The organism is Viridibacillus sp. NPDC096237 (assembly GCF_050278625.1).
In the GTDB taxonomy this organism is placed as follows: domain Bacteria; phylum Bacillota; class Bacilli; order Bacillales_A; family Planococcaceae; genus Viridibacillus.
Genome location: NZ_JBNNTI010000039.1, coordinates 1 through 13189 on the forward strand (window position 1 = coordinate 1; position 13189 = coordinate 13189).

The following is a 13189-nucleotide window of genomic DNA, read 5'->3' on the forward strand; positions in this document are numbered from 1 at the left end:
CGACGTTGACGTGACATAGTAGCACGCTCCTTTAAGTTGGTAGTCTAAGTGTAATAGCCCTTATTTTTTTTGTCCAACTTAGTGTAGCCGATTCAGTATTAACGGAGCAAGTTAGTTGAAGAAGTAAGATAAAATAATATACATCAAAATTCAAGAGAGCATAAGATTATAAATGATAGGAAAAATGCACATAATTGCTTATCGTAGTGCATTATGAATATTTGATATTTAAGAATTTGTCTTTTCTGCTGCATAATATCCTAATTTATGAAAGTTATAAAGCTGATTAATATGTTCCTTAGGATATGCTTCTAATAATTCAAGAATTTCTTTTGCAAATTCTAAAGAAGCTGTTCCATTTGCCGTCACAATTTTTCCATCAGTAACTGCTTGCTCTAGTACATAGTTTATTTCATTTCGGTAGTTATCTTTTGCGTAAGTTTTTAAATCATTAAGATCATTGCTTGTATGCTTTATTTCATTTAACCATCCGTTGGCTCCCATAAAAACTGTTGCATCACATATTGCCCCTATTGGAATATCCATAGTAAGTGCCTTTTCCATAACTGGAATGATGTTGTTTAGCGGTTTACGCCATGACTTTCCCCCAATCAGTATTAAACCGTAAAAAATTTCAGGTATACTTCTAAAAGTATAATCTGGAAGAACACTTAATCCGCCGATTGACTTTATAATACCCTCGCTTACACTAACTATTTTAGTGGTGTACTTGTCTGTATCATTTAAAAAAGCTGCTACATAAGACATTTCCCAATCAGCGAATTCCTCCAACACTACAATTAAAATCTCTTTTTTCTCAATTTGGTTCATTCTTAATCCCTCCCAAATAAATCACAAAAATTCTATTAATTTGATACTGTCTACAGTATATAATGTAATGATGACACAATTGGTAAAAGGGGAAAAATTTTGAGTAAGGCAATTAGATTAAATGAATTAAGGTTGTATATTAATCGAGTTAAAAAGTTTAAGGTTAAGATTGATTTCAAAATAGATAATCAGAGTAAAGAAAGTCCCCTATTAAAAGAGCTGATTATGGCGGCAATAGGAAATAAGCCGCTTAGGATTTCTTACTTGGGGGTTAAAAGAGACATTCAGCCAATTGGATTGTTTTCTCAATATGGAAGATGGTATTGTCCTTCATATTGTTATCTTAGGAAGGAATTCAGACTTTTTCGTTGCGATCGAATATCAGAGGTCGGATTAAGTACAAGAAAAGACAAGATGAATCTAAATGAAACCAACTTAAATGATATTATTAACCTTTTATCATCAAAAAAAGAGTATGAGCTTATTGTGGAGTTAACGCCAGAAGGAGTAGAAAAATATAAATCTAATGTATGGTCATACTATCAAATATCAATAAACAGTAAAGGTCATGGAGTCATTAAGGGTTCAATAAGTGCAGCAGAAATTGACTTTTTGGCAGATTATTTCATACAAATGGGAAAGCATGCAAAAGTAGTTCAACCCATAGAGTTAAGAGCTGAAATAAAAAAGAAAATTTTAGTATTGAATGTTTTATACCAGTGATTTGGTATAGGAACCAATTATAAAATTCTTCTATACTCCTTTTTGTTGAACTTATTGTACTAATGGGGTAGGTCAGATTAGACGAAGATTAATAGTTCAACTTTTGATAGAAAATTTAATCCAATAGACTGTCTAAGAAAGACAAGTAATTTTATAATTTCATTGCTGAATAATATAGGATATACTTTTATAGTCCTATGATTTGCAGATAAAGTAGGAACTTAAAATTAATTGAAAGTTTTATTGGAGGATTATTATGAATTACAAAATCAGTAACAAACAAGTATTTGAACAGGCACAGCTACGTCCGGTTTCAGACGTTCAATTCACTGAAGAAGAATTACAAACCGGTATGAAGCTAGCTGTCTCTAAGGCGGATGAGACCCTTGCTTTGTACTTAGTGGATGTAAACGGGCAGAAAAAATTCGATGTCCGTTGGGATGATTCGTCCGAGCTTTTCAACGGCTGGTATTCTGCTTGGGATAATTTCTCTTGGTGCCTAAATGTAGTTAATAATTAAAGATGATCAATTAAATAATATCAACTAGAAACGAACATTCATTTTGTTTTCAGTTGATATTATTTGTTACCGACAAATGCTTTGGTTTCCGTGATACAAACGTCTTAATGATTGTAATACAGAGTGTCTTGAACAACAACCTAATTCAACTAATGGTGCAGGTTAGTTCAATATAATATACGATTTTTGCAACAATTATTAGTAGAATTTAAATAATCGACAGGTTGTTTTAGCGGCAGTTTTTCTACTCTTTTATGGGATTAAGAGATGGCGTTTTTAATAGACACTGGATTTCCTGGACAAAGTGAGGATATTCGAGTGGCAATGGAAAAGGTAGGAGTTTCGTTCGATAAACTGAAGGTCATAATTTTGACGCATCAGGATATTGATTGTATAGGTAGTTTTCCTGAGATATTACTGGAGTGTGGAAGTAATGTTAAAGTATATGCTCACGATCTCGATAAGCCATATATTCAAGGGGATTTATTAGGGTAAGTTACATTAAACATAATGTGTAATAGAAGAGAAGTTGCTTCTTAAAGTACCGGGGGGCGTTAATCCAAACATTTAGGCCGTCCTAAAGTGAACCTTTCAACCTTAAGCAAACAACAAATAAATATAATAGAAGAAACTCATTCAAAATGGAAGAGTGGCGAAATTATTGCTGTTATGTTTATGGAAATGTTAGAGCTAAAGAAAAAAACGTTTTATAAAATAATGAAGGAATATGAAGAGACAAAGTAGCAACTTTCCTACATAGAATAATACTTTATGCCAGTTGTAGGGACGCTGGCACTATCCCCCTACAATAAAATTGAATAACCATCGAATATTAATACATTTTTGATAAGATAGAACAACCATCAAAATAATATCTTGTATACATTGTATTTTCTATAATTATTATATAAAATTGGGTCTGCACCAAAAGAATATTAATAAACATAGGATTTGTAAACCTTACTCATCATAAGGATTATCGTTTTAGAAAAGGAGTGTATGATGAAAAAGTTTTTAAGAGTAATTCTAATCTTATTGGTGATATTTATAGGAATTATGTTGGGAAGCATAATTTTAAATAAAAAATATCATACAGAGTTTGAGTCTTTAAATGAAACGGATCAAAACATGTTAAAAGAATTATCTACTATCTATAAGAGCTTCGAAGAATCGAGTGATAAACTTTGGAATGAAGATTATCATTTCGAAAAAAAGCCATTAGTTCTGATACGTAGTAATAAAGATGGGGGATTCTTTAGGCAAGAAGCTTATGCAGTTAATGTAAAGGGATTAGAAAATAGTATTTTTGCAAAAGAAATAAAAGTCCCAAATTCTTTGCATTTACCTAAGGTCTATCGCTTAACTCGTTTTGATTTTAGAACTATTTCTACCTGGATGCCTTGGAATTTTGGGACAATGACTATTAACGATATGGATGTGTTTTATTTAAAATATTATCCTAAAATGTTTAGTAATCCAGATTTATATTTTGATTTTTCGTCTTTCTTATTACATGAGGCTTTTCATGCTTATAAACAAAAAGATTGGACATATGATGCAAATGGTGGAGAGTTTATTCACGAATATCCGATAAATAAAGAAAATTATGCGTTAATGGGATTAGAATTTAAGCTATTAGATAAAGCAATGATTGATACGAACCCAGAAAGTATCAAACAGGCATTATATGATTGGACAATTGTACGTAATTATCGCTATAAAAAATGGCCTCAATTAATTGGAGAAACAAAAACTGAAGCAATAGAAGGTTCAGCACGATACTTAGAGTATCGTTATAGTAAGTTAACTGGTGGAAATCTTATGGTACTTGCAAAGAAACAGAAGCCATATCATGTTACTTTTATGGAGGCATTCAACTTCATTGCTAATGGACAGGCAGAATCTCCAAGGTTTTTAGAGCGGAATATGAGATATGAGACTGGTTCAGCTCTTGAATTAAGCATGGATAAAGCAAATATTCCATGGAAAGAAGCTATTGAAGATAGTGCAACTAAACAAGGAGAGACACCATATGAAGTATTAAATACGTACTTTAATATAAATGATACGTCCACAATTGAAAATAAAATAAAAGAAATTAAAGAGAATAATGACTATGAAACACTTTTAGAGCAAGGTGAAAAATTGGTGAAAATAAGTAACGAGTAAAGAAAATATAATTTGAAAAAGAATCTCCTTTAAAGAGCTTATTGAAGGGGATTCTTTTTTTATTTTATAGGTTCTATACACTACCAAAAAACTTGTTTTGATAAATAATTTTGAACCTAACGTACAGGTAACTAATTAATTTGCCTCCAAATTGTGTCATAACGTACAATTTTCTTTTTTGATATGGTGAGGCCTATATTATCCTTAATACCTTCACAATAACCAAAAAGTCAATTTTCTATACGGTAAGGAAATTGACTTTGTCATGTAGTGAGTCGTTGGCTGATCAGACTGCACTTTTTTCATATTCAACTAAAGGCGCAGGTTAGTTGAATAGTAAATGCTATAATTTGGATATAACCAAAAGAAAGAGTATTTTGACAGTCGATTAGTTAAACAAAGGGCAGTTTTTGATAAAGGCTGTTTTCTCAAAGTTGCTATTCAACTAACGAAGCGGTTATGTTTTAAAAAGGTACCTTTTGAAGGTGACAGATTATTAGTGGAAGTTAAAAAATGAAAAAAAGGTGGATTATGTATTTAAATATAATGAAATTTAACATTTATAGAGCAACAGTACAGATTTACGATAATTAGTAGGTGAAATTACTTTCATCATTCGGTTTCTTATCAGCTAATGACCCTGAATACAGAATTGACGAAAAATGGATAGACCATACAAACAATGATTTTTAACATTTGAAAGAGTGGGAGAAATAGCTTATAAGTTAGCTTTATAGTCTAAACAAAAGTGGTGGATAATCCCATTACTTTTTTCATGTCCATAGCCATGCAGTGAAAATAAATGACATATTCATTAGTTATATAAACTTCAAGGTTATTATGAACTTGAATTTTCAGATTATTAACATCCCTAATATGATATAATTTTAACGGGGAATTTTCTCCAGTAAAAAGCTAGAGGAGAGTTGTAGATGAAGAAGATCATCAGTTATTTGGTAGTTGTTTTATTTTTATTTTCTTTGGTACCCCCAGTTGCTGATGCAGCAAGTAAGGTTACGATTACTGCAAAGCTTAGTAAAAGTACTCTTAAGTACAACAGTTCTTCTAAAGTTTCCTATAGTGTAAAGAAAAACGGGAAAATCATAAAGAATCCAAAAGTATCTTTTAGTTCGTCGAACAAGAAGATTGTGACTGTTACTAATAAAGGCATTGTGAAGTCTAAAAATGTAGGTAAAGCATATGTTTATGTAAAAGCATATGGCAAAAAAGTTAAATTGCCTATCACTGTTTCTAGAAAGGTTGGCATGTTAAAGAGTCGTATATAGGAAGAAAAGTAGATACATCCTTTGACGTAGGTTCAACTCTATTTAATTTAAAAAATGGGGATGTAGTAAAAGAGTTTGGTAAAAATAGAAACACGAAAAATTCTATTTTCTTCTGGGAAAACGGATTAGTTCATTATGATGGTAGTGTTTTTGATTATAAAGATTATAAATTTAATTCTTATGCTAAATATAAAATGTTTGATTTTAAAACTTATTCCCTTTTTGATGTGAAAAATGGGATAGCTTATGCTAGCTATAACAAAATTAATGGGAAAGTTGTGGATTCAGAATTAAATGTGGTAAATATAGCTGATGAAACAGAAAGAATTACAACTGCACTTTCAGAAGATGGTTCGATTCTAGCTACAGCATATAATGATAACAATCGTGTTGTTTTAAACGATACAAAGACCGGGGATGTAATAAAGGAATTTACTTTCGATGAAATGGTAACACATATCACTTTTACAAAAAAGAATAATAAATTGTTATTAGTCATTGGAGAAGAAAATCAAAGCGTTTACGCTTTTGATACAAATTCAGGAAAGATTCTTAAAAAATTCGGAGGACCTTATACCATTTTTGGTGATGTTAAAATCAGTCCCGATGGAACTAGAATCGCTACTTTAGAAGGTAGAGGTATTAAAATATATGATGGTTCCTATAAATTTTTATATGAAATAAAACTAATTGACAGACATAATATCAATTTCTCTAAAGACAGCAAATATTTAATCGTTGCTGGTGGAGGGATTTACAAGTATTACGTTAAATAGTGATTACTATCAATCTGATTCCATATGGGAAAGACCAGATAACCTTTTTTTGTTTTTAATCAGATTAACTAGCTACCCCTAACTTGTCGAAAGCATTTGGCCAAATAAAGCTAGTTCAACTCAGTTAATTAAGTATGAGAAACGTTGATTTTTCATGGGTTTTATCGATTCTAAAATCAACTGAATAAAATAATTATGTGAGCATTTTGGTGAGCAAGTTTTCCCTGGGGTGAGATAATACCTGCTTTGGTTAATAAGTTCGCAATATTTTGTTGGATATGTCCCCATGAAGCAAGATGAAAAATAAATAAAACAATTCTTGCTGAAAGGATGAAGAATTTGCCTCCTTTAATGTTATTTGGATTTTCATCTGTATCAGCTAGATATGGAAAGTGTAGATTGTATCAAATGGTATTTTAGAACTGGGACGTTGTTATTAAAATATCCATTATTGAAAATGATTAAAGCCCCTTGCACATTCTCTTTTATAATTTTTTCATACAAGTATAACTTTCCTGATTATATCAATCGACTTTTTGATAAGGTACTTCAACACCTTCATCGATAAATAAATGATTCGCAACATCTACATAACTCATCGTATTGCGTACCCAATAATACGACTCATCAATTTTAAAAAGAGGCACAGACAACTGTTGCTCAAATGAAATTATAAATTGTACATCTTTTTCAATCGTAAATCTTGTGCCAAGTCCATCTGCTAATTCATATCGACCCGTAATATCATCTTTATTAGTAAGCGGTAAAGTTACTACATATTTTGGTGCTCCTACAGCATACTGTATTCCCATTAAGTTATCCATAATTTCTTGTTCATATTGCGGAAACACTTCTTGATTCGTTGCTAACACAATCACTTCCTCTGTGGATATATTAATAAAGGCTTGTGCTGAGCAACCAAGCCATCCACCTGTATGACCAACCCACTCACCTTGAATGATAAAACCAAAACTATAATTCTCAGCGACTTCTGTTGGTGTTAACATAAATTCCACAATCTCTTTGCTAATGTACCGACCTTGCCAAAATGCTTTTAAAAACTTCGCTACCTCTTCCATTGTTGCATAAATACCACCGTCACCATATACATCATTGTATTTTTCAATTTCGTGTAAAAAAGGGTCATCAAGCACCTTTTTATATTGCTGCTCCTCATAATCATACGTTTGACCTTGCGCTTCGAATTGCTTTGTAGGTTGTGTGGTCATATAGGTAAGATTTAATGGTTCTGCAATATATTGTTGTAAATACGTTTCATACGATAAACCGCTCACTTCCTCAATTATTTTTCCAAGCAAAACATAATTTGTATTACTGTAAGACCAATGCTCATTCGGCGCATATTGTGGTAGCGCCACTTCGATAAATGTTTCAAAACTTATTGTTAAATCTTCTGTGATATACTCTGGAATACCAGATGTGTGTCTAAGTAATTGTGCAACTGTTACTTCAGTAAAATGCGGTACGTTAAACCACCTTGTAATTTTATCTTCTAACTGTAGCTGTCCTTTTTCGATTAGCTGGAACGTCATTACCGCTGTAAACATTTTACTTAATGATGCCAGATTAAATTGTGTATTTTTGTTAATAAGGTGCTTCTTTTCGAGTTCTTGATAACCATGATAATACTGCTTGATTTGTCCATTTTTTTCACAATACACTGCACCGTTAAATTCGATATTTTTAAGTAAATCTTTCACTCATTAACCCCCTAAATAAATTAGATATCTAACATATTAGGTATGAAGAAATTTTTATAATTCCTTCATCGCAATCTCCCTTAATTTTTCAACAATGCGTTCCAATTCATCTACCTCATTTGATGAAAGTTTGCTGTAAATTTTATCTGCGATTTTCTGTTCTACATAATCTTGCTTCGAAAAATACTCCAATCCATTTTCATCTAACGTTATAAATACTTCACGTCGATTTTGTAGATTAATTTCTCGTTTGATATATTGATTCTTTTCTAATTTCGCAATTAATTGGCTAACTGCACTAGAGCTAATATTCATTTCAATAGCAATTTCACCGACCGTAATACGTTTTGCTAAGTACACAATATCTAATACAACCGCTTGTTGTGTTGAAATGTTGCTATATAAATATTGCTTATAATGTTTATATATCAAACGGTTTATTGTATATTCAGCTTCATTAATACGCTTAATTTGTTCATAAAAAGACAAAAAATCACCCACTAATACGTTAGATATCTAACATGTTATCAAGTATTCTGTCAAACGTCAATCTTCCATTTCACGTACCTGTTTTGAGCTGTTGATTTTAAATTAAACACTATTGATTTTACCTTCAGTCAAAATTCTGGTTCATTTTTTATAAACATTTAACCTTTATTTTAATCAAACACTTATAAAAAAGTGTCATACCGTTATGATGTTGTGAAGGGTCAAAACGTTTGGCCCGCGCTCATGCTAAAATCCAAAGTTTAGTACAGTAAGTGTTCTGAAAAGAAAAAAGCCTATATACATTGATTTATAAACATTTATAGGCTTAATGAAAAAATGATGCCGACCTTATCTTGAAACAGCGACCGCCACCCTATCAAGATAATCACGTTTTGAGTAAATACTTTCCACTTAAATTTCAATAATAACAGGCAAAATCATCGGCTTTCTTTTTGTCTGAGCATTTAAATACTGACCTACTGATTTTTTTATCTTTTTCTTCATTTTATTAATACTGCCATCCAAAGAATCATTTACGGTTGTTTTAACAATATCGTTCACATTTCTTAGTAGCTCCTCGGAATCTTTTGCGTAGACAAACCCCCGGGAAATGGTGTTAGGTTCTGATACGAGTGTGCCTTCTGTTTTAATAATAGTTACAACAATTACGAGCATGCCGTCTTCAGATAGTTGTCTTCGATCTCGTAAAACAATATCCTCGACTTCACCGATACCGATTCCATCAACGTAAGTATCACCAGACGAAACTTTTCGAGTCTGACGAGCTAGTGAATTTTCAATATCCACGACATCCCCATTTTTAATGATGAAGGTGTTCTTCTCCTCAACTCCAACGGACTCAGCTAACAAACGGTGTAGGTATAACATTCTATACTCACCGTGAATGGGGATAAAATATTTTGGTTTCATTAAGGTTAACATAAGCTTTAAATCCTCTTGATAGCCGTGTCCAGAAACATGCATCCCCGTTTTACTTGCAGATCCATAAATAACTTTAGCTCCCAATTGAAATAAGTTATCTACTATCCGCGATACATCTTTTTCATTCCCAGGAATAGGGGATGCAGCAAAAATAACAGTGTCATCAGGTAACACTTTTACTTCTCGATGATTCGAAGTAGATAAACGAGAAAGGGCGGCTAGTGCTTCTCCTTGACTGCCTGTACATAAAATTACAACATCTTCAGGAGGTAAATACTTTACGTCGCGTGCCTCAATTAGCAAGCCATCTGGTATATCTAAATACCCCCGTTCTAAAGCCACAGATACGACATTCACCATGCTACGACCAAGCAGCGCAAGCTTTCGATTTGCTTTTAAGGTTGCATGAACTATTTGCTGAATACGATTTACATTTGAAGCAAAGGTGGAAATAATAATTTTGCGCTTAGCTTTCATAAAGGCTGCTTCAATATGTTCGCCTACCAATTGCTCAGACGGGGTAGAGCCAGGACGCTCTGCATTAGTACTCTCAGATATGAGGAGCAATACTCCTTGTGTACCAATTTCGCTCATTTTATGAATATCAGAATATTGATCGTTCATTGGCGTTAAATCGAATTTAAAGTCCCCTGTATGAACGACTTTTCCTTCTGGTGTGTCAAAAACAATGCCTAGGCAGTCGGGAATACTATGGCTTGTTCTAAAAAAGCTTACTGCAATTTCACCAAAGTCTAACTTTGAATCTGAGTTGATTTCTACTAATTCTGTAGTCCTAAAAAGTTTATGTTCTTTTAATTTCAGTGCAATTAAACCAAGTGTAAAACGGCTAGCGTAAATAGGAACATTTAGTTTTTGTAAGAAATAAGGAATTCCCCCGATATGGTCTTCATGCCCATGTGTCACCACTAAAGCCCTGATTTTTTCCTTGTTTTCCTGCAAATAACCGATGTCAGGGATAATTAGATCAATACCCAATAAGCTTTCATCAGGAAATTTAGCACCACAGTCTACGATCACAATATCATTTGCGTATTGAATTACATACATGTTTTTACCTATTTCATTAATGCCACCCAAGGCAAAAATAGATAATGTTTTTTCATTTAAAGTCAATATAAATTCCTCCTACTCAACTACTTCTAATTCTATTGCTGTACAATATAGGCTGCTTTAGTTACAAGTTTAGACTTCATTCATTAGTATTGCTTTTGAGTCTTTGTTCTATACGAAATCACTTATTGTAGAAGGCTTTAATAGAAAATATATGCTTTTACCCTTGGACTACTAGCAATACCCAATAAGCTAATCCTAGTGACATAAAATCTTAATGGTTCTTACTCAAATAGAAGTAGAGGTATTTGGGGATATTTGTCGAACAATTATCTACAAAGGACAGTTGCCACCTGGGAAGTATCGAAAGTTAATGCAAGTAGTACGAATGATGAAGGAGGAGAAAACGATGAATACCAGCGAACAAATTAAAGGGTGGAGTTTAAGTGGCTCTAATCCAGAGTTGTATGACTTTGTAGTAGACGGGGATGTATTTCACTCAGGGACTAAATCAGGGTTACTTTTTGCAAAAGGTGAAGCAAACACACAGCAGTTTGCAACAATCATGCAAGGCTTCCAAGCACATGATTACATAGGAAAGATTAAAACTTTCGTGCTTTTTAAAAACAGAAAACGTTACAAAATGCGGTGCATGGCTTCGAATTGATAACACTTCTGGCGATACCATTCAATTTGATAATATGGATAATCGCTCGATTCAAGGAACAACTGGTTGGAATCACTATTCAATTATTTTAGATGTTCCAGAAGAAAGTGCCTCCATTCACTTTGGCGTTTTACTTATTGGTACTGGGAAAGTATGGGCAGATGGCTTTCGTTTTGAAGAAGTGAACGAAAAAGTAGCTACGACAAATATGCTTTCACAAGAGCATTTTCCAAAACAACCAAGTAATTTGGATTTTAGTGAGTAATATATGATACGATATGGATAATAATTGAAGTAAATAATAAATCGAGAAGGTACAAGGAGGGCTAAATTTTATGAGAAGAGAAGTTATTAATTTTGCATAGTAAAGGCTATTGCAAAATATTATAAACAACATAATAGCCTTTGCTATTCCTAAAAGAACTATTAAAATTTAGGAGTGCAAATATGAGCTATAAAAGAGCAAATAATCTTCTGCCAACAGAGTTGGTAGAGTTGATACAGAAATATGTTGATGGTGAATATATTTACATCCCAAGAAAAGAAGAAAATAAAAAGACTTGGGGAACAGATACTGCTACAAGGAGAGAATTGGATTTAAGGAATTCTAATATCTACAACGATTTCTTATCGGGAATAGATACAACTACTTTAGCGGGAAAATATTATTTATCATCAAAAAGTATCCAAAGAATCATACTAAAAGAAAAGAAGGTAAATAATAAGTCAATGTGGTTATAAACTACATTGGCTTATTTTCTTTTATGAAAAAAGAATGAGGTTTTTTCCAGGTATGTAATTAATATATAATTTATTTAGATAAGTGTCAGGAGGGAAATTGAATGAAAAACGTAATAATAAACGGCAAAAACTATAAATTAATATCACGCTACCAGTATGATAATGAGCTAAGGTAAAGTTTTAATTTACTTACACAACAAACTTATAATTTCGATTTTGAAAAGTGGTATAAGAGTGGATGTTGGAAAGAGAATTGTATTTTGTATTCACTGTTAGATAACGATAAAATGGTTTGGTTTCTCACAATAAAGTCAGTACAATTGATTTTATCGTCTTTGGGAAGAAAAAACGATTTGTTCAGTTGGGTACGGTTATGACAGATGAACATTACCGCAACCAAGGTCTAAGCCGAGTACTCATGGAAACTGTTTTAGATGAATGGAAAGATAAATGTGATATGTTCTATCTTTTCGCCAACGACAGCGTTCTTGATTTTTACCCTAAGTTTGGGTTTGTGCCTGTAGATGAATATGAAGCAACAACAAAAGTATCGAAAATAGAAAATCCCTATTCTGTCCGAAAAATGGACATCGATAATGTTAACGATTTTATCTGCTTTATGAAACAGCAAAGAATACTGAAGCACAATTTGCACTTTCAATGGTGGAAAACGCTGGGCTAGTCATGTTCTATTGAAACTACTTTGAATTGTTCAGTTTTAAGGATAACCTATTCTATATACGAGACTTAAATGCAATTGCTATAGCAGATCATGAAGAAAACACGTTGATCTTATATGATATTTTGGCAACCGAAAAAATAAAAATTGAAAATGTACTAAATGCTTTAGCAACAGAACAGACGAAGAATGCCATTCTAAAATTTATGCCCATTAACAGTGAAAATTATGAAATAACTATTTTTAAAGAAGCGAATTCGACACTTATGGTAATGGGGGATAAAGAAGAACATTTAAAAATAACAAGCTGACGTTCCAGATGTTATCTCATACCTGAAATAACTAAGGTTTTTGAATAATAGGAGAGCCTGTTTTGATCTACTCAGCGCTTGATTTAACTCATTCAGAAGATGATTTAACCTACTCGGAGAAGTATTTAACCTATTTGGAGGATGTAGAAAAATGATTTGATCTATTCAGCGTTTGATTTAACTCATTCAGAAGATGATTTAACCTACTTGAAGAAACATTTAACCTATTGGAGCATATAGAAAAATGATTTGATCTATTCAGC

At 32.5% G+C, this 13189-nt stretch carries 12 protein-coding genes and 3 pseudogenes; 11 read left to right on the top strand and 4 right to left on the bottom strand.

What is annotated here, in order from left to right; translation table 11 throughout:
* Positions 1-228: 228 nt before the first annotated feature.
* Positions 229-831, bottom strand: coding sequence for a DJ-1/PfpI family protein (locus ACQKMD_RS17400; RefSeq protein ID WP_427753566.1), 603 nt, complete (start codon positions 829-831; stop codon positions 229-231).
* A 99-nt stretch (positions 832-930) separates the two neighbouring features.
* On the opposite strand from ACQKMD_RS17400, the gene ACQKMD_RS17405 reads away from it, so the two are divergent.
* From ACQKMD_RS17405 to ACQKMD_RS17435, 7 genes and pseudogenes are all read left to right on the top strand, one after another.
* A complete protein-coding gene (locus tag ACQKMD_RS17405; protein ID WP_427753568.1) occupies positions 931-1554 on the top strand; it encodes a WYL domain-containing protein in 624 nt (207 codons plus the stop codon).
* A 256-nt stretch (positions 1555-1810) separates the two neighbouring features.
* Positions 1811-2074: a hypothetical protein gene (locus ACQKMD_RS17410; RefSeq protein ID WP_427753570.1), complete on the top strand. Its 264-nt coding sequence runs from the start codon at positions 1811-1813 to the stop codon at positions 2072-2074.
* A gap of 249 nt (positions 2075-2323) precedes the next feature.
* Positions 2324-2560: pseudogene (locus ACQKMD_RS17415) on the top strand (MBL fold metallo-hydrolase); the annotation flags it as partial.
* Positions 2561-2635: 75 nt separating this feature from the next.
* A pseudogene (locus ACQKMD_RS17420) lies at positions 2636-2818 on the top strand (recombinase family protein); the annotation flags it as partial.
* A gap of 258 nt (positions 2819-3076) precedes the next feature.
* Positions 3077-4243, top strand: coding sequence for a hypothetical protein (locus tag ACQKMD_RS17425; RefSeq protein ID WP_427753572.1), 1167 nt, complete (start codon positions 3077-3079; stop codon positions 4241-4243).
* A gap of 932 nt (positions 4244-5175) precedes the next feature.
* Positions 5176-5529: a hypothetical protein gene (locus ACQKMD_RS17430; protein WP_427753574.1), complete on the top strand. Its 354-nt coding sequence runs from the start codon at positions 5176-5178 to the stop codon at positions 5527-5529.
* Positions 5530-5723: 194 nt separating this feature from the next.
* Positions 5724-6305, top strand: a complete 582-nt coding sequence (locus ACQKMD_RS17435; protein ID WP_427753576.1) for a WD40 repeat domain-containing protein — start codon at positions 5724-5726, stop codon at positions 6303-6305.
* Positions 6306-6829: 524 nt separating this feature from the next.
* On the opposite strand, the gene ACQKMD_RS17440 is transcribed toward ACQKMD_RS17435, so the two are convergent.
* From ACQKMD_RS17440 to ACQKMD_RS17450, 3 genes are all read right to left on the bottom strand, one after another.
* The gene (locus ACQKMD_RS17440) at positions 6830-8026 is read right to left on the bottom strand and encodes a serine hydrolase domain-containing protein (RefSeq protein WP_427753577.1); all 1197 of its coding nucleotides are present in this window, start codon (positions 8024-8026) and stop codon (positions 6830-6832) included.
* 54 nt (positions 8027-8080) lie between these two features.
* Entirely contained in the window at positions 8081-8515 is a 435-nt protein-coding gene (locus ACQKMD_RS17445) for a MarR family winged helix-turn-helix transcriptional regulator (protein ID WP_427753578.1), read from the bottom strand.
* Positions 8516-8926: 411 nt separating this feature from the next.
* Positions 8927-10591 carry a ribonuclease J gene (locus ACQKMD_RS17450; protein ID WP_427753579.1) on the bottom strand — a complete coding sequence of 555 codons (1665 nt, stop codon included), beginning with the start codon at positions 10589-10591 and terminating at the stop codon, positions 8927-8929.
* Positions 10592-10874: 283 nt separating this feature from the next.
* Between ACQKMD_RS17450 and ACQKMD_RS17455 the strand changes: the two are divergent.
* The 4 genes and pseudogenes from ACQKMD_RS17455 to ACQKMD_RS17470 all read left to right on the top strand — a co-directional run.
* Positions 10875-11460: pseudogene (locus tag ACQKMD_RS17455) on the top strand (AraC family transcriptional regulator); the annotation flags it as partial.
* A 182-nt stretch (positions 11461-11642) separates the two neighbouring features.
* Positions 11643-11936 (top strand): CD3324 family protein, encoded by a 294-nt coding sequence (locus ACQKMD_RS17460; RefSeq protein ID WP_427753581.1) that lies wholly within the window; start codon positions 11643-11645, stop codon positions 11934-11936.
* Between the two features lie 292 nt (positions 11937-12228).
* A complete protein-coding gene (locus tag ACQKMD_RS17465; protein WP_427753582.1) occupies positions 12229-12618 on the top strand; it encodes a GNAT family N-acetyltransferase in 390 nt (129 codons plus the stop codon).
* A gap of 26 nt (positions 12619-12644) precedes the next feature.
* A complete protein-coding gene (locus ACQKMD_RS17470) occupies positions 12645-12926 on the top strand; it encodes a hypothetical protein (protein WP_427753584.1) in 282 nt (93 codons plus the stop codon).
* Positions 12927-13189 lie beyond the last annotated feature (263 nt).

Coding starts and splice junctions, on each gene's coding strand:
- ACQKMD_RS17400 (WP_427753566.1), bottom strand. CDS start 831: ATGAACCAAATTGAGAAAAAAGAGATTTTAATTGTAGTGTTGGAGGAA.
- ACQKMD_RS17460 (WP_427753581.1), top strand. CDS start 11,643: ATGAGCTATAAAAGAGCAAATAATCTTCTGCCAACAGAGTTGGTAGAG.
- ACQKMD_RS17410 (WP_427753570.1), top strand. CDS start 1,811: ATGAATTACAAAATCAGTAACAAACAAGTATTTGAACAGGCACAGCTA.
- ACQKMD_RS17430 (WP_427753574.1), top strand. CDS start 5,176: ATGAAGAAGATCATCAGTTATTTGGTAGTTGTTTTATTTTTATTTTCT.
- ACQKMD_RS17435 (WP_427753576.1), top strand. CDS start 5,724: ATGTTTGATTTTAAAACTTATTCCCTTTTTGATGTGAAAAATGGGATA.
- ACQKMD_RS17425 (WP_427753572.1), top strand. CDS start 3,077: ATGAAAAAGTTTTTAAGAGTAATTCTAATCTTATTGGTGATATTTATA.